This window comes from Reyranella sp. GW821-FHT14A01 (assembly GCF_058803965.1).
The window spans coordinates 67,760-83,368 of the sequence record NZ_JBXAPM010000003.1 but is presented as its reverse complement, the minus strand read 5'-3'; the positions used below and the strand labels follow the sequence as shown (position 1 = coordinate 83,368).

Genomic DNA, 15,609 nt, shown 5'->3' with positions numbered 1-15,609 from the left:
AAGATGGCAGGGCTCTATTACGAGGATTTCACCGTCGGCCGCGTGTTCGAGCACGAATGGACGCGCACCGTGACCGAGATGGACAATGTCCTGTTCAGTTCGCTCACCATGAACGTGCAGCCGCTGCACCTCGACGAGGAATTCGCCTCGAAGACCGAGTTCGGCCAGCGCATCGTGAACAGCCTGTTCACGCTGGGCCTGATGATCGGCATCACCGTCAACGACACGACGCTCGGCACGACCATTGCCAATCTCGGCATGACCGACGTGCGTTTCCCCAAGCCGGTCTTCCACGGCGACACGGTGCATGTGCGTACCCGCGTGCTGAGCCTGCGCGAAAGCAAGTCGCGGCCGGATGCCGGCATCGTCGAGTTCGCCCACACCGCGATCAACCAGCGCGGCGAGACCGTCGCCGAGTGCACCCGCCAGGCGCTGATGCGCAAGAAGCCCAAGGACTGAAGAGATGCGTTCCTTCCTGTTCGTTCCCGCCGATTCCGAGCGCAAGCTCGCCAAGGGTCCCGCCTCCGGTCCCGACGGGCTGATCCTCGATCTCGAGGATTCGGTCGCGACCGATCGCAAGATGGTCGCGCGCGACATGGCACTCGCCTATCTCAAGAACGCCAACCGCGCCGGCCCCAAGCTCTATGTGCGCGTCAACGCGCTCGATACCGGCCTGACCCTGGGCGACCTCGCCACCGTCATGCAGGGCAAGCCCGACGGCATCGTCTTCCCGAAATGCGTCGGCCAGGCCGATCTCGACCTGATGTCGAACTACCTCGATGCGCTGGAAGCGCGCGAGGGCATCGAGCGCGGCGCGACGCGCATCCTGACCATCGCGACCGAAAGCGCGGCGGCGATCCTGGCGCTGACGGCGGCGCCGGCAAAGCACGCCCGCCTGATGGGCCATTCCTGGGGCGGCGAGGATCTGATGGCCGACCTCGGCGCGCTGGCGAAGGGTCCCTCACCCGGCGTCTACGACGACACGTTCAGGATGGCGCGCACGGTCAACCTGATGGCCTCGGTCGCCGCCGGCGTCACGGCATACGACACGGTCTATCCCGACATCAGGAACGTCGAGGGCCTGCGCGCCGAAGCGCGCGATGCTCGGCGCATGGGCTATGGCGGCAAGATCGCCATCCATCCCGACCAGGTCGCGATCATCCACGAGGTCTTCACGCCGACCGAGGCGGAGATCGACTGGGCCAATCGCGTCATCGCGACCTTCGAGGGCAATCCGGGCGCCGGCGTCCTCACCATGGACGGCAAGATGCTCGACAAGCCGCATCTGGTGCTCGCCCGCCGCCTGGTCGCGCGGAAGGGTGGATGAAGGACAATTTCGGCCTTCTGGACACGCTCGACCGGCTGTTCAGCGGAGACAGTCGGTCTATCCTCACGCTGAACGAGTTCCTCGTAGCGCTGGAAGGCCGCTCCTACGCTTTCGCCGTCCTGGCGCTGAACATCGTGAATGCGATTCCGACCGGCATCCCGTGGTTGTCGACGATCACGGGCGTGCCGATGCTCTACCTTCTGGCGCAATACTTCGCCGGCCGGCCGGTGCCGTCACTGCCGCTCATGATCGGCAAGCGCGGCCTGCCCCGCGGCAAACTCCAGGATTTCCTCGATCGCGCGCGGCGTTTCATCCGCTGGCTCGAGAACACGGTGCACGCGCGCTACGAATGGTGGGTCAACGGCATGCCGCGCCGGCTGCTGCTGCTGGCCTGGTCGATGAACATCGTGATCCTCGCTCTGCCGATCCCCTTCGACAATCTGTTCCCGGCCTGGGCCATTCTCTTCTTCTGTTTCGCCCTTATCGAAGATGACGGTTTAATGGCGATACTGGGTTGGCTCCTGACGGTGATTACCGCCTGCTGGACGGTGTTTCTCTTCATGGTCGGCCATGCCGCAATCGTGGCCGCAATTTCGACCCTGCGAGGGATTATCTTCGGCTAGCGATCAACCGTGAGCTGCCGCCATGACCTTGCTTGCCGATACCTCTCCCAGCCTGCTTGCCGCCCTCGAGCGCGGCGAGTCTCTCCCGGCCCGCTGGTACACCGATCCTGGAATCACCGACCGCGAGATCACGCAGGTCTTCCGCAAGAGCTGGAATTATGTCGGTCCCCTCTCTCAGCTCACGGAGATCGGCGACTATGTCACCGGCTATGCCGGCGGCGTGCCGGTCGCCGTGGTGCGCAACGAGAACGGCCTGGCGGGTTTCGTCAATGTCTGCCGCCATCGCCGCCATGAGGTCCTGAAAGGCCGCGGGAACGCCAGGAGCCTGCAATGCGGCTACCATGCCTGGACCTACGATCTGACGGGCGGACTGCGGCGCGTGCCTCGTTCGGCGTCGGAGCCGAACTTCAACCTCGCCGACTGGCCCCTGCTGCCGATCCGGGCCGAAGCGCTGGGGCCGTTCGTCTTCGTCAATCTCGACGCCGATGCGCCGACGGCTGCGTCCTGCTACGGCCCCATCCTCGACCTGATCGCCGAGAGCGGCGTCGTGCCCGACACGCTCTTGCATTACAGCCGCGAGGAATGGCGCTCGAACGCCAACTGGAAGACGATGCTCGAGAATTATCTCGAATGCTATCACTGCGCCGTCGCCCATCCCGGCTTCAATGCCGCGATCGACGTGCGGCCGGACGTCTATACGCTGAAATCACACGGCTATTTCTCGAGCCAGAGCGGCCAGGTCCGTCCGGCGGCGCTCGAGGGCAAGAGCAAGATCGAGCTGTACGACGTCACCGGTGCGGTGACGCAGTCGCAGTATCACTTCCTGTGGCCGAACGTGACGATCAACATCAATCCGGGTTTCCCGAACCTGTCGATCGATGTCTGGACACCCGATGGCCCGAACGCGACCCGGGGTTTCTCCGAGCAGTTCTTCGGCCCCGGCGTGAGCGACGACTTCGCCAAGTCGCTCGTCGCCTTCAACAAGCAGGTCGCGGCAGAAGACGATGCGCTGACGGACTCCGTCCAGCGCGGGCTATTGGGGGGCTTGCCCGACACAGGCAGGTTCCTGACCAACAGCGAGCACCTCGTCATCCACTTCCAGAAGATGATCGTGGATGCGGTGGGCGCAGATTCGTAAACGCAAAACCGTTGTCATCCCGAGCGCAGCGAGGGACCTTTACTGCCGCCGTACAAAGGTCCCTCGCTGCGCTCGGGATGACAGAAAAAAGCTAATAAGACCGCGGCAGCCCGAGCACGTGCTCGGCGACGAAGTTCAGGACCATGTTGGTCGAGATCGGCGCCACCGTGTAGAGCCGCGCCTCGCGGAACTTGCGCTCGACGTCGTATTCCTCGGCGAAGCCGAAGCCGCCATGCGTCTGCACGCACATCTCGGCGCAGGCCCATGAGGCTTCCGACGCCAGCATCTTGGCCATGTTGGCCTCGGCGCCCGCATTGATGCCCGCCTCGTACATCGAGGCCGCCTTGCGCACCATGAGGTCGGCCGCCTCGATCTGCGTGTAGGCGCGCGCGATCGGATACTGCACGCCCTGGTTCTGGCCGATCGGGCGGCCGAACAGCTTGCGCTCCTTGGCGTAGTTCACGGCCTTCTCGATGAACCACTTGCCGTCGCCGATGCATTCCGAGGCGATCAGCACGCGCTCGGCGTTCATGCCGGAGAGGATGTAGCGGAAGCCCTGCCCCTCCTCGCCGATCAGGTTCTCGGCCGACACTTCCATGTTGTCGAAGAACACTTCGGTGCTGTTGTGGTTCATCATCGTGCGGATCGGCCGGATGGTGAGGCCCTTGCCCAGCGCCGAGCGCATGTCGACCAGGAACACCGACAGGCCGTCCGTCTTCTTCTTGGTCTGGTCGCGCGGCGTGGTGCGGGCGAGCAGCAGCATCAGGTCGGAATGCTCGGCGCGGCTGGTCCACACCTTCTGGCCGTTCACGACGTAGGTGCTGTTGTCCTTCTTCACCGCCGTGGTGCGCAGGCTCAGCGTATCGGTGCCGCTCGACGGCTCGGTGACGCCGAAGGCCTGCAGGCGCAGCTCGCCGGTGGCGATCTTCGGCAGGTAACGTTCCTTCTGCTCCTTGTTCCCGTGCCGCAGCACGGTGCCCATGATGTACATCTGGGCATGGCAGGCGGCGGCATTGCAGCCGGCCTTGTGGATCTCCTCCAGCACCGCGCTCGCGGCCGAAATGCCGAGGCCCGAGCCGCCATATTCCTCGGGGATCAGGATCGACAGCCAGCCCGCCTCGGTCAGTGCCTTCACGAATGCCGTCGGATAGCCGCGCTCGCGGTCGAGCTCGCGCCAGTAGGCGCCGTCGAACTTCAGGCAGAGCTGGCGAACCGCGTCGCGGATCTCGGGATGGGTCGGAGCGTAGGGATTTTCCATGGCGCGCAAGCTAATGCGCGCCTTCTCCCCACGCAATGCGGCCAAGCTTGTCGACCAGCGGCCCGTGAATTTCCGGCCCGAATCCGTCCACGGTGGCTTGCCGCAGCGCCGTCACGCCGTCCACCGCGCCCGCTTCCTTGACGATCGTGTCGGTCACGAAGAAGTCCCGTTCCGCCGTCAGGAATTTCGCGATCGTCGGCGCCCAGTCGGGACGCAGGACAGCAAGCGCGGCCATGAGCCCGTAGGCGCCCCAGTTCGAGACGCCGGCGACCACGAGGTGGTCGCACGAGGTCACGCAGGCGATCTCGGCGCCGTTGGGCACGTGCTGCGCGATCAGGCCGGGCGGCAGCTTGCCCATGCCGACTTCGTTGCCGCCGTCGCCGACCGCGAGTTTCGCCCAATCGCCGCCCTCGAACAGCGCATCCAAAGGCAACGTCCAGGGCGAGACGTCGACGCCGCGCATGTTGCGCGGCTTGCCGTCGGCGCTGCGCCCGCAGCGCTCGATGGCAACGACGTGGGTGAGCCTGTCCTGCCGCCAGATCCTCGCCTGCTCGTCGATCGCGCGGTCGTCGCCGAGCGGGATCTCGTCGACAATCACCGTCTCTCCGGTCGCCCTGACCGCCGAGCGCACGGCCTCGACGCTGGGCGTATCGACGGCGATGCGCGTCGGCACCCCGCAGGCCGCGAGGGCCGCCGCGAGCAGGGCCGTTCCGACAGGGCCGTCGGTCTCCGGCGCCGCAACATCGCCGCGCGGCACGAAGAAGCCGGTGATCAAGCCGACACGCACCGCCGTTGCCAGCGACGTCGCCGCCTCGGCCAGGCCGCCGCGGTTGGCGTCGATCAGTTCCTGCGTCTTGCGGCCGACATCGCGGCACACCAGCGCCTCGATGTCGGCGATGCGGCGGTCCTGCTCACTTGTCCTTGGCGACATAGACACCCTTCCAGTCCAGCGGCGAATCGTCGATCAGGTCGTCGAGCCGTCCACGCATCATCCGATAGTAACTCTGGCGCCATCCCGCCGCCGCTGCCGCCGCCTCGCAGGCTTCCAGCATGTCGATGGCCTCGGCGAAACCACCGCTGCGGTAGTGCTCGAGGAACTCGTCCTGCTGCTTGAGCAGCGCCGTATAGGCAGGCGACTGCGCAACACGGGAATCCCCCAGCAGCACGAACACGCGCTCGGGTTCGGTCTTGCCCTTCACGGTGACGAGGTCGATCTCCAGCGTCGCATAATCCTCGACCTCTTCCCGCGTCTTGCGGCCGATGATGATGCCGACGCCGTAGGTCTTGCACTGGCCTTCGAGGCGCGACGCCAGGTTCACGTCGTCGCCCAGGCAGGAATAGGTGAAGCGCTGGGTCGAGCCGAAATTGCCGACCGAGGCGGGACCCGTGTTCAGACCGACGCCGATATTGACCGGAATGTGCTTGCGCCCCTCGGCCTCCGCCTCGGCCTTCCATTCCTCGTTCAGCTCGGCAAGCCGGGCCTGCATGGCCAGGGCCGCGTCGCAGGCATGGGCGGCATGGCGCTCGACCGGCAGCGGCGCGTTCCAGAACGCCATGATGGCGTCGCCCATGTATTTGTCGATCGTGCCCCGCTGGCCCAGGATCAGATCCGTCATGGGTGTCAGGAAGCGGTTCATGAACCGCGTCAGCCCATGCGGGTCGAACTGCTCGGAGATCGTCGTGAAGCCGCGCACGTCGGTGAACATCACCGTGATCTCGCGCTGCTCGCCGCCGAGCTGCAGCAGGCTCGGGTTGCGCGCGAGCTGCTCGACGAGGTCGGGCGACAGGTACATGCCGAAGGCGCCGCGGATCTCCGCCCGCTCCCGCTCCGTGCGCATGAAGGCCAGCGCCGTGCCGCCGACATAGATCGCCGCGAAGGTGACCGGCGGATAGATCGGGTCGAACAGCAGGTGGTGTTTCGAGTAGGCGATCCACGGCACGATCAGGCCGATGGCGATGAAGATTGCGGCGACGAAGGCCATCTTGCCGGCCGACAGCCGCGGCAACAGCACGACGAGCAGCAGGCCGACGACCGCGAGATAGAGGAACTCCGCACCGTCGGCATAGTCGGGCCGGGCAAGGAATTTCTGCTCGAGCATCTGCTCGGCGAGCTGGGCATGCACCTCGACACCCGGCACGGCGTCCTGGACCGGCGTGTTGCGCAGGTCCTTGAGGCCGATGGCGCTGGTGCCGACGAAGATGATGTGCCCTTCGATCTTTTCCGGCGGCACTTCGTCCTTCAGAACGGCGCGGGCCGAGATGAAGCGTTCTTCCTTGTGGCCGGTGTCGTAGAGGCCGACTCTGCCCTTTGCGTCGGTCGGCACTTCGAGATTACCGGTCTTGATGGCGACGATGCCGGTCTTCTCGCCGAACGACATCTCCCCGCTCGCACCGGAAGACTTGATCAGATAGGAAGATGCCTCTTGCGCCACCCGCAACGCCTCGATCGACAGCGCCGGGAAAAGACCTTCGTAGCCGGCGACGCGGAACAGCATCGGCACCCGGCGGATCACGATACTGTCGACATCGGTGTTGACGCTGCCATTGCCCTTGGCGGCGGCTTCCAGCAGGTCGATGGACTTCACCGTGCCGCCCTGCTGCGGCAGGAACTGGCTGGGCTGGTCGCCGGCGAAGGCGACGCCGTGGAAGGTGCGCGGCGGCTTGCCGGTCCCTTTCACGTCGAAGCCGAAACCCGTGACGACCCTCGACTGCGCCATCGCGTCAGCCAGAACCCTGTCATTGTCCTGGATCGCCGCCGCCAGCTTCTGGACCGTCTCGGGATCGGTGAAGGCCACGAGGTCGCGCACCATGCGGCTGATCGACGACCGGTCCGGCTCGGCGAACACCGCGTCGAAGGCCACGACGACGGCGCCTTTCTCGGTGAGCTTGTCGACCAGCCGCGCCACGATCGTGCGCGGCCACGGCCATTGGCCGTATTCCTGGAGCGCCGCCTCGTCGATGTCGACGATGCGCACCGGCGTCTCGGGATTGTAGATGCGCGGCTCGATGCGCTGGTAGCTGTCGAAGGCGAAGTCGCGAAGCCGGGCAACAGCCGTAGGATCGGTAAAGCGCAGCGCAAGGGCGCCCAGCAGCACGACGAAGGCCACGAAGACCGGCGCTCGCGGCGCGTTGATGCAGCGCAGCAACCAGTTCATGCGCCTTTGACCCTCTGCTCCCCCACGAACTTCACTTTACAGGGGATGATGCGCGAGCCAAATAGCGCGACCTTGCCGCACGCACCCAGCCAGACCGCCCTGCACGGCATCTACTTCAAGATGAGCGCCCTCGTGCTCTTCTGCACGATGGACGCGATGGTGAAGGGGCTGGGGGGCACCTACGGCTCCTTCCAGCTCATGGTCTTCCGCAGCGCCGTCGCCCTGGTGCCGGTCGCCGTCCTGATCTGGCATGCCGGCGGCCTCAAGGTGGTGCGCAGCAACCGGCCGTGGCTGCAGGCGCTCCGGGTCGGCATCGGCTTCGGCAGCATGTTCGGCTTCTTCTACGCCTTCCCGCGCATGCCGCTGGTCGATGCCTACGCCATCTCCTTCGCCGCCCCCCTCTTCATGGTGGCGCTTTCCGTGCCGATCCTCGGCGAGCCGGTCGGCTGGCGGCGCTGGACCGCCGTGGGCGTGGGCTTTGCCGGCGTGCTGATCATGCTCGATCCCTGGGCGATCGAGTTCCACATGGTCTCGCTGATCATCCTGGCGGCGACCTTCTGCTATTCCCTCTCGACCGTGCTGGTCCGCCTGCTCAGCCGGCACGATCCCGACGTCGTAACGCTGTTCTGGTTCGCGATCGTGGGCAGCGGCGTGTCGCTCATCTGCGCCATCCCCGAATGGAAATGGCCGCCCCTGCTCGACTGGGTCTGGTTGCTGACCCTGGGCCTGCTGGGCGGCGTCGCCCAGATCCTGATCACCCGTGCCTGGCGGCTGGCCCCGGCCGCGGTTCTGGCGCCCTTCGACTACACCTCGATCGTCCTGGCCGTGGCCTTCGGTTACCTCTGGTTCAGGGAACAGCCCTCCTGGACCGTCTGGTACGGCCTGCCGCTGGTCATGGGTTCCGGCCTCTACATCCTCCACCGCGAGCGGATCAGGGCGCGACAGCGCAAAAAGCCCTAATCTCCTAGGGTTTTTGTCGGGATTGACGAATCGCCCCGCCAACCACATCTTGTGGCTATGACCGACACCACCTTCTCCGTCACCCCCAACGCGGCCAAGCGGATCGCCTTCCTGGCTTCCAAGGAGCCCAAGCCCGTCATGATGCGGGTGGCGGTCCTGGGCGGCGGCTGCTCGGGCTTCCAGTACAACTTCTCGTTCGAGGAAGCGCGCAACGAGGACGACCTCGTCATCGAGCACGACGGCGCCGCCGTCCTGGTCGACGCCACGTCGCTCGAATTCCTCAAGGGCAGCCAGCTCGACTATGTCGAGGAAATGGTCGGCTCGGCGTTCCAGGTAAAGAACCCGAACGCGACGTCCTCTTGCGGCTGCGGCAACTCCTTCAGCGTCTGACCCGGCTCTTGTCGGCTAGGCGCTTTACCGCTGCCGCGGTATTGCTTTTGTCTGGGATTTTCTCGGCAGATCACGCGAGGGCCGATACAGCCTGTCTGCTGGAGTTGGCTCAACAGCCAGCTGATCCGCAACAAGCCCCCTCCTTGCGTTCTCCACCAAATAGCTCCGAGGAGCTATGGAGCCGATGGCTCGAGCTTCTTCGCGAGACCGATGGAAAGATATCCAAGGAACAGTTCGAGCAGGTCATTGGCCTGATGCTTCCCGGGGTTAGAGAAATATCGGCCGGGCTCGTGCAGCACATTCTTTCAATCCACGGAGAGCGCTTTCTCATCGCCATTGTCAGCGCAAAGCAATCGTACAGCTCCGCCAGGATACAATGGCGACCGGATACATTTGGAGACAAAAGCAGGTGCATTCCAAATGCCCGAGTGAACGAGGACCTTGCTCAGCTTGGTTGGCAGCAAGAGCCGTCGAGACATCATTCGCAATCGTGGAAAACGTTCAAAAAAGGCGCGGCTTTGATGGTTTATAGGTCGAACGCCGAAGGATGTTCCGTGGCCGTTCAAAGTTGCCCTTACGAGCCGGCTTTTGACAGGCAACTTCCACCCGCCAGTCAGTAGTTCTTCCTCGAAGGACCCTAAGTCGGACTAAAGTGCCGTACGGGCACCCAATCAGCCACCACCACGGAAATTGGCGCGGCCCCCGTCATGGTCAGCGTATCGGCCATCTGCCGGGCCGCCCTCAGTGCTCGATACGCAACCGGCTACCGTGAACGCTGCGGCGAGCATGAACACAGAAAGAAGGAATTTTCTCATTTTGAAATTCCCACATTTAGGTTCATTTCACTCTAGCGACCGGATCAGTGCGGACAAGGACAAGGTCGGTCCTTATTGACCATCTGAACTATCGAGATAATTTGTCCAAATGAAGATCGCGACCTGGAACGTGAACTCCGTCCGTAAGCGGACCGGCAATCTGGTCTCGTGGCTCGAAAGCGCCCAGCCGGACATCGTCGTGCTGCAGGAGATCAAGGCGCAGGAACCGCAGTTCCCCACGGCCGAGGTCGAAGCGGCCGGCTACAAGTGCGCCATCGTCGGCCAGAAGGGTTTCAACGGCGTCGCGTTCCTGTCGCGGCATGCGTTCGACGTGACGGAGCGCGCCCTGCCCGGCCATGCCGAGGATGAGCCGGCGCGCTATGTCGAGGGTCGCGTGTTCACGCCGCGCGGGCCGCTGACGGTCGGCGGGCTCTACCTGCCCAACGGCAATCCGATCGGCACCGAGAAGTTCACCTACAAGATCGCCTGGATGGAGCGGCTGCTCGCCCATGCCCGCGAGTTGCTGGCGCGCGAGGAGATGTTCGCGCTGTGCGGCGACTACAATGTCTGTCCGACCGAGATGGACGTCTACGATCCCAAGGCCTTCGCCAGCGACGCGCTCTGCCAGCCGGAGTCGCGCGCGGCGCTGCGCAAGCTGCTCAATCTCGGCCTGACCGACGCCGTCCGCGCCTTCCATGCCGACGGCGAGTGCTACACTTTCTGGGATTACCAGGCCGGCGCCTGGCCCAAGGGCAACGGGCTGCGGATCGATCACCTGCTGCTGTCACCACAGGCCGCCGACCGGCTGACCGCGGTCGGCATCGACAAGGCCGAGCGCGGCAAGACGGAGCCGTCGGATCACGTCCCCGTCTGGTGCGAGCTCGACGTCGCGGCGTAGCTGAGCTACTCCGCGCCGGCGCCGATCACGCCGCCGTCGGCGATGATGCATTGGCCGCAAATGAAGTTGCCGGCCTTCGAAGCCAGGAACACGGCCACGCCGCCGATATCGTCGGGCTGACCGATGCGCTTCAGCGCCGCCTTGCCTTCCTGCGCCGCGCGGATCTGCGGATTGTCCCACAGTGCCTTGGCGAAGTCGGTCTGGATCAGGCCGGGCGCGATCGCGTTCACGCGGATGTTGTGCTTGCCCCACTCCATGGCCAGCGACTTCACCAGCGAGAGATCCGCCGCCTTGCTCATGTTGTAGGCCGCGATATGGGCCGAGCCGACCAGCGCGCCGATCGACGAGACGATGATGAAGGCACCGTCCTTGCGCTCCGCCATCTCAGGGCCGACCATGTTCATCAGCCAGAGGTTCGACATCACGTTGTTCTGCATGATCTTCTGGAACACCTCGTCCTTCAGCCCCGTCAATGGGCCGAAATACGGGTTGGACGCGGCGTTGCAGACCATGATGTCGATGCGGCCATAGGCCTTGCGGGCCTCGGCGACGAGGTTCTCGAGTTGGGCCTTGTCGGAGATGCTGGCGGCGAACGCCGTCGCCTCGCCGCCCTTCTCCTTGATGGCCTTCACCACTTCCTCGCAGGCCGGCAGCTTGCGGCTGGAGACGACGACCTTGGCGCCGTGTGCGGCCATCTGCTCGCAGATCGAGCGGCCGATGCCGCGGCTGCCGCCGGTCACGACGGCCACCTTGCCGGAAAGGTCGAACATCATCCGTCGTCTCCTCGATTCATTTGGTCAGCAATGCAATGAGCTCAACATGCGCCGACCAGAGGAATTGGTCGATAGGCATGAGTTTCTCCAGTCGGTATCCGCCATCCTGCAAGGTGCGCACGTCGCGGGCGAAGCTGCCAGGGTCGCAGGATCCGTAGACCACGCGCTTCACCTTCGACGCCGCGAGTTCGGCGCATTGCGCCGATGCGCCGGCGCGCGGCGGGTCGAGTACGACGGCGTCGAAGGCTTCGAGCTCCTTCGTGCTCAACGGCCGGCGGAAGAGATCGCGGAGTTGCACGGTCACGCGGTTGCCGCCGAGCTTGCGCGCGGCGGCATCGACGGCGGCGACCGACGGCCGGTCATATTCGAAGAGGCTCAGTCTGCCCGGCTTGCCAAGCGACAGGGCGCCGATGCCGGCAAACAGGTCGGCGAGATGTGTTGCCTCGCCGGCCCATGCGTTGACGCCGGCGCGCATGACCAGTTCCGCGCGCTTCGTTGCCTGCAGGAAGGCGCCCGGGGGCGGCTCGATGCTCACGTCGCCCAGGATCAGTTGCGGCGTTCGGCGCACGATCACCGGCTCGGCGGTCGCACGGTCGCCCCAGCTCACCCGCGCCATGTCGGCGCTCTCGGCCAATGCAATCAGCGTCTCACGGATGGCGAGCGTCAGGTCGAATTTCCTGTGCGGCCGGATCAGCACGTCGAGCCCGGTATCGGTCTCGTTGACCACGGCGTCGGCCGAGGTACCATCCCGAAGGATGGCCTTCATCGCCGACCTCAATGCCACGATGGCGGCATTTATCTTCGGGCGGGCGACGACGCAGGTGCCGACATCGACGACGTTCTGGCTCGCCCGTTCATGGTAGCCGGCAAGGATTCGCCGTCCCTGGCACCGCAGCACGATGTCGGCCCGCCGGCGCTCGGCCGGCTCGCAGGTGACCGGTGCTTCGAAGCGTGGCGCCTTCACGCCTCGTTGCGCCAAGGCTTTGGCGATCAGTTCGCTCTTCCAATTAGTATAGATGTCGCACCGCCAATGCTGCAGCACGCAGCCGCCGCAGGTTCCGAAATGGGTACACGGCGGCGTCTCGCGATGACGCGACGGCGACAGCACTTCGAGCAGGTCGCAGGCGATGCCATCTCCGCGCTTGTCGAGCGGCTCGGCTTCGACCGTTTCGGCGGGCAGGCAGTAGGGCACGAAATAGCGCTTGCCCTCGAGTTCGGCGACACCGTCGCCGCGGGCGCCGACCTCCAGGATGTCGAGCGTAATACTCACGATATGATCCCGGGGGGCCTCAGCCCAGCCAGCTCTTCGCCGGCCTCATCTCGCCGACCAGCAGGCCGACGACGTTCTTGATCGGCGGATGCAGCACCTCGTCGCGCTGGCCGGCCGGCAGCACACCGAGATGGTCGAGCAAGGTCGCCATCGCGACCTCGGCGGCTCGTCCCGCGCCGTCCCAGACCTTGAGCGCCACGCCGAGACCCAGGGTCGGCAGCATGCCGCAGAACACGCCCTCGGCGCCGGTCTTCACCTGGATCACGCCGGGCGCCGCCTCGTTGATGCGCGTGCAGAAGCGGCCGCTGCCAGCGACCATGAATGGCTCGGCGTTCATCGCCTTGCGGATACGGTTCGCGGCATCGGCCCGCTTGCTCGACAGACGCGACGGATCGGCCATCGAGGCCATCGCCTGGGCGAGGCTCTTCAGCGGCGTCGCGAGGGTCGGGATGCCACATCCGTCCGTGCCGTGGGCAAAGCTGTTGGCGTCGAGGCCGCACAGGTCGGTCATCGTCTCGCGCAAGCGGCGCTGCACCGGATGGTCGTACTTGATGTAGCCCCTGGTCGGCTCGCCATACTGGACGGCCGTCGTCAGGAAGCCGCTGTGCTTGCCTGAGCAGTTGTTGAACGCAGCCGTCGGCAAGGCGCCTTCGTGCGCCAGCGCCTCGATACTCGTCTGGAGCCGCGGCGCGTGGGTGCCGCATTCGAGGTCGGCTTCGCTGAGTCCCACTTTGGCGAGCCACGCACGAACCGTCTCGACATGACGTGTCTCGCCGCTGTGCGAAGCGCAGGACAGCGCGACATGCTCGTCGCCCAGCCCGAAGCGCTCGACCGCGCCGCTTTCGACGAAGGCCATGGCCTGGATCGGCTTGTTGGCCGAGCGCGGCAGGATCACCGCGTCGATGTCACCCCAGGATTCGACGACGGTGCCGTCGGCCTTCACGACCGCGGCGATGCCCTCGTGCCGGCTTTCGACGACCGGGCCGCGGGTGACTTCGATGACGACAGGGCCCCGGCTCATCGCGCGCGCTCCAGCTTGATCACGGTGATATTGTCCTGGTGTTCCTTGGCGGTCGCCAAAACCGCCGCGATGATGCGATCGACCGGCAGCGACGCCTGCGCCAGAAGCTGTTCGTTCTTCAGGCTGTGGACGCCGTCGCTGCAGACCAGCAGGCGCGCGTCCGGCCCCAGCCGGCGGCTGCCCTTGTCGATCAGGGTCAGCGGCTCGCCCATCACCGCTTCTCGCAACGTATGGCGGCCGGGATGATGCTCGGCCTCGTCTTCCGACAGCATGCCGCGCGCCACCAGCGCGTCGATCTGCGGCGCCATCGAGTGATCAGCATTGAGACGCGAGATCTGGCCGGCCTCGATCAGGAAGAAGGGCGAATCGCCGACGCTGATCCAGCGCACCTCGTCGCCGCGCAGATGCACCGCGACGAGCGTTGCCCCCATGCCGTTGAGTTCCGGGTGGCCCTTCGTGCCCTTACCGACCGCAGCGTTGGCGTCGGTCAGCCCGTCGGTGAGGCCACCACCCTGCTCGACTGCATGGACGAAGGCATCGACGGCAAGCCGGCTGGCGACGGCGCCGCCCGCATGACCCCCCATGCCATCGGCCACCACGGCCAGCAGCGAGCCGTCGCCCAGCGTCGCGAGACGCCAACTATCTTCCTGGTAAGGGCGGGCGCCCTGATGCTGGCCGCCCTCGCCCCGCCACCGCGTCGCCATGTCCAGTGTCAAACCTTCTAGTGCCAGACGGCCGGGAGCTTACTGAGACCGCGCAGGGTGAAGCTGCGCCTCCAGGCGGGCGTATCGATCTCGGGCAGCCTGAGATTAGGCATCCGCTCGATCAGGGCGGTGAAGACCAGTTCGGCTTCGAGGCGCGCGAGCTGGGCGCCCAGGCAATAGTGGATGCCGCCGCCGAACGACATCGGCCGTATGTTCTGCCGCTCGACGTCGAGACGATCGGGATCGGGATATTGCTCGGGATCACGGTTGGCCGCGCCCAGCAGGCAGACGACGCTCTCCTGCGGTCCGAGCTTCACGCCGCTCAGCTCGGCCTCGGCATGGGTCACCCGGCCGGTGAGCTGGACCGACGAGTCGTAGCGCAGCAGCTCGTCCATCGCGTTGGGGATCAGCGACGGGTCGGCCTTCAGTTTTTCCCACTGGTCGCGATTGCGTTGCAGCGCCAGCAGGCCGTTGCCGATCAGGTTGGTGGTCGTCTCGTGCCCGGCGCCGAACAGCAGTCCGATATTCGCCTGAAGCTCCTCGGCGGAGAGCTTGTCGCCCGCTTCCTCGGCCCTCACCAGCTCGGTTGTGAGATCGTCCTGCGGTTCGCGGCGGCGCAGCTCGCAGAGCTGGTTGAAATAGACGCCGGACATCTGGGTGTTGCGGTTGGCCAGGTCGAGCTCTTCCCGCGTCATGGGAACCGGTTCGAGGATACGACCGTTGACGTTGCTGCCGGCCAGGAACGGCGCGCGATGCTCTTCGGGAATTCCCAGCATGTCGCAGATCACGATGACCGGCAGGCGATGAGCCAGGTCCCGCATCACATCCATCTCGCCCTTGTCGGCGACGCGGTCGAGCTGCTGGTCGACCAGCGCCTTGATGCGCGGTCGCATGTCGGCGACGCGACGGGCGGTGAAAGCCTTCGTAACCAGCCCGCGCAGCCGCGTGTGATCGGGCGGATCCTGCACCAGCATGGTGTTGGCCAGGCTGGCGACGGCGGGTTCGTTCATGCGGTCCTCGCCATAGCGGCGGCGCATGTTGCCGGCGAAGTCCTTGCCGAAGCGCTTGTCGCGCAGGACGAGCGCGATGTCCTCGTAGCGCGTGATCAGCCAGAAGCCCTGCGGCGTCTTCAGGACCGGCGCCGCCTCGCGCAGCCGTCGGTAAAACGGATAGGGATCGGCGATGAAGGCCGGATCGAGCGGGTTGAACGCGAGGTCCTTCGCAGGTGCGGTCGGCGGGGCGATGGTATCCATCCTTATCCTTTACCACGAAGCCCC

15 protein-coding genes are annotated in these 15,609 nt (G+C 65.5%); 7 read left to right on the top strand and 8 right to left on the bottom strand.

Going from position 1 to position 15,609, the window contains the following annotated elements:
- Window positions 1–3 precede the first annotated feature (3 nt).
- The 4 genes from AC1ROX_RS07115 to AC1ROX_RS07100 are packed head-to-tail and all read left to right on the top strand — an operon-like array spanning window position 4 to window position 3,088.
- The gene (locus AC1ROX_RS07115) at window positions 4–459 is read left to right on the top strand and encodes a MaoC family dehydratase (RefSeq protein WP_493123854.1); all 456 of its coding nucleotides are present in this window, start codon (window positions 4–6) and stop codon (window positions 457–459) included.
- Between the two features lie 4 nt (window positions 460–463).
- Window positions 464–1,327 carry an HpcH/HpaI aldolase/citrate lyase family protein gene (locus tag AC1ROX_RS07110; protein ID WP_493123852.1) on the top strand — a complete coding sequence of 288 codons (864 nt, stop codon included), beginning with the start codon at window positions 464–466 and terminating at the stop codon, window positions 1,325–1,327.
- A complete protein-coding gene (locus AC1ROX_RS07105; protein WP_493123850.1) occupies window positions 1,324–1,950 on the top strand; it encodes an exopolysaccharide biosynthesis protein in 627 nt (208 codons plus the stop codon). The genes AC1ROX_RS07110 and AC1ROX_RS07105 overlap by 4 nt, the downstream gene beginning before the upstream one ends.
- Window positions 1,951–1,972: 22 nt before the next feature.
- Complete coding sequence (locus tag AC1ROX_RS07100; RefSeq protein ID WP_493123848.1) at window positions 1,973–3,088, top strand: aromatic ring-hydroxylating oxygenase subunit alpha; 1,116 nt, start codon at window positions 1,973–1,975, stop codon at window positions 3,086–3,088.
- Window positions 3,089–3,179: 91 nt separating this feature from the next.
- Here AC1ROX_RS07100 and AC1ROX_RS07095 read toward each other — a convergent pair whose 3' ends face one another.
- From AC1ROX_RS07095 to AC1ROX_RS07085, 3 genes are read right to left on the bottom strand one after another with little or no spacing between them, the layout of a single operon-like run.
- Window positions 3,180–4,346 (bottom strand): acyl-CoA dehydrogenase family protein, encoded by a 1,167-nt coding sequence (locus tag AC1ROX_RS07095; RefSeq protein ID WP_493124501.1) that lies wholly within the window; start codon window positions 4,344–4,346, stop codon window positions 3,180–3,182.
- Window positions 4,347–4,356: 10 nt separating this feature from the next.
- Window positions 4,357–5,277 (bottom strand): glutamate cyclase domain-containing protein, encoded by a 921-nt coding sequence (locus AC1ROX_RS07090; RefSeq protein WP_493123846.1) that lies wholly within the window; start codon window positions 5,275–5,277, stop codon window positions 4,357–4,359.
- The gene (locus tag AC1ROX_RS07085; protein WP_493123844.1) at window positions 5,258–7,501 is read right to left on the bottom strand and encodes a CHASE2 domain-containing protein; all 2,244 of its coding nucleotides are present in this window, start codon (window positions 7,499–7,501) and stop codon (window positions 5,258–5,260) included. Before AC1ROX_RS07085 ends, AC1ROX_RS07090 begins: the two co-directional genes overlap by 20 nt.
- Before the next feature lie 72 nt (window positions 7,502–7,573).
- On the opposite strand from AC1ROX_RS07085, the gene AC1ROX_RS07080 reads away from it, so the two are divergent.
- The 3 genes from AC1ROX_RS07080 to AC1ROX_RS07070 all read left to right on the top strand — a co-directional run bounded on the left by AC1ROX_RS07080 (window position 7,574) and on the right by AC1ROX_RS07070 (window position 10,564).
- Entirely contained in the window at window positions 7,574–8,461 is an 888-nt protein-coding gene (locus AC1ROX_RS07080; RefSeq protein ID WP_493123842.1) for a DMT family transporter, read from the top strand.
- Window positions 8,462–8,518: 57 nt separating this feature from the next.
- Window positions 8,519–8,851, top strand: coding sequence for an iron-sulfur cluster insertion protein ErpA (erpA, locus tag AC1ROX_RS07075; RefSeq protein WP_493123840.1), 333 nt, complete (start codon window positions 8,519–8,521; stop codon window positions 8,849–8,851).
- A 924-nt stretch (window positions 8,852–9,775) separates the two neighbouring features.
- Window positions 9,776–10,564, top strand: coding sequence for an exodeoxyribonuclease III (locus AC1ROX_RS07070; protein ID WP_493123839.1), 789 nt, complete (start codon window positions 9,776–9,778; stop codon window positions 10,562–10,564).
- Window positions 10,565–10,569: 5 nt separating this feature from the next.
- Here the strand turns inward: AC1ROX_RS07070 and AC1ROX_RS07065 are convergent, their stop codons facing one another.
- Genes AC1ROX_RS07065 through AC1ROX_RS07045 form a run of 5 tightly spaced genes read right to left on the bottom strand, consistent with a single transcriptional unit; the run spans window position 10,570 to window position 15,585 of the window.
- A complete protein-coding gene (locus tag AC1ROX_RS07065) occupies window positions 10,570–11,337 on the bottom strand; it encodes an SDR family NAD(P)-dependent oxidoreductase (protein ID WP_493123837.1) in 768 nt (255 codons plus the stop codon).
- Window positions 11,338–11,353: 16 nt separating this feature from the next.
- Complete coding sequence (locus tag AC1ROX_RS07060) at window positions 11,354–12,607, bottom strand: class I SAM-dependent RNA methyltransferase (RefSeq protein ID WP_493123835.1); 1,254 nt, start codon at window positions 12,605–12,607, stop codon at window positions 11,354–11,356.
- 19 nt (window positions 12,608–12,626) lie between these two features.
- Complete coding sequence (locus AC1ROX_RS07055; protein ID WP_493123833.1) at window positions 12,627–13,628, bottom strand: asparaginase; 1,002 nt, start codon at window positions 13,626–13,628, stop codon at window positions 12,627–12,629.
- On the bottom strand, window positions 13,625–14,332 hold the full coding sequence (locus AC1ROX_RS07050) for a PP2C family protein-serine/threonine phosphatase (protein ID WP_493123831.1): 708 nt from the start codon (window positions 14,330–14,332) through the stop codon (window positions 13,625–13,627). The genes AC1ROX_RS07055 and AC1ROX_RS07050 overlap by 4 nt, the downstream gene beginning before the upstream one ends.
- A 17-nt stretch (window positions 14,333–14,349) precedes the next feature.
- Entirely contained in the window at window positions 14,350–15,585 is a 1,236-nt protein-coding gene (locus tag AC1ROX_RS07045) for a cytochrome P450 (protein ID WP_493123829.1), read from the bottom strand.
- Window positions 15,586–15,609: the final 24 nt, after the last annotated feature.

Coding starts and splice junctions, on each gene's coding strand:
- AC1ROX_RS07115 (WP_493123854.1), top strand. CDS start 4: ATGGCAGGGCTCTATTACGAGGATTTCACCGTCGGCCGCGTGTTCGAG.
- AC1ROX_RS07110 (WP_493123852.1), top strand. CDS start 464: ATGCGTTCCTTCCTGTTCGTTCCCGCCGATTCCGAGCGCAAGCTCGCC.
- AC1ROX_RS07105 (WP_493123850.1), top strand. CDS start 1,324: ATGAAGGACAATTTCGGCCTTCTGGACACGCTCGACCGGCTGTTCAGC.
- AC1ROX_RS07100 (WP_493123848.1), top strand. CDS start 1,973: ATGACCTTGCTTGCCGATACCTCTCCCAGCCTGCTTGCCGCCCTCGAG.
- AC1ROX_RS07095 (WP_493124501.1), bottom strand. CDS start 4,346: ATGGAAAATCCCTACGCTCCGACCCATCCCGAGATCCGCGACGCGGTT.
- AC1ROX_RS07090 (WP_493123846.1), bottom strand. CDS start 5,277: ATGTCGCCAAGGACAAGTGAGCAGGACCGCCGCATCGCCGACATCGAG.
- AC1ROX_RS07085 (WP_493123844.1), bottom strand. CDS start 7,501: ATGAACTGGTTGCTGCGCTGCATCAACGCGCCGCGAGCGCCGGTCTTC.
- erpA (WP_493123840.1), top strand. CDS start 8,519: ATGACCGACACCACCTTCTCCGTCACCCCCAACGCGGCCAAGCGGATC.
- AC1ROX_RS07070 (WP_493123839.1), top strand. CDS start 9,776: ATGAAGATCGCGACCTGGAACGTGAACTCCGTCCGTAAGCGGACCGGC.
- AC1ROX_RS07065 (WP_493123837.1), bottom strand. CDS start 11,337: ATGATGTTCGACCTTTCCGGCAAGGTGGCCGTCGTGACCGGCGGCAGC.
- AC1ROX_RS07055 (WP_493123833.1), bottom strand. CDS start 13,628: ATGAGCCGGGGCCCTGTCGTCATCGAAGTCACCCGCGGCCCGGTCGTC.
- AC1ROX_RS07050 (WP_493123831.1), bottom strand. CDS start 14,332: ATGGCGACGCGGTGGCGGGGCGAGGGCGGCCAGCATCAGGGCGCCCGC.
- AC1ROX_RS07045 (WP_493123829.1), bottom strand. CDS start 15,585: ATGGATACCATCGCCCCGCCGACCGCACCTGCGAAGGACCTCGCGTTC.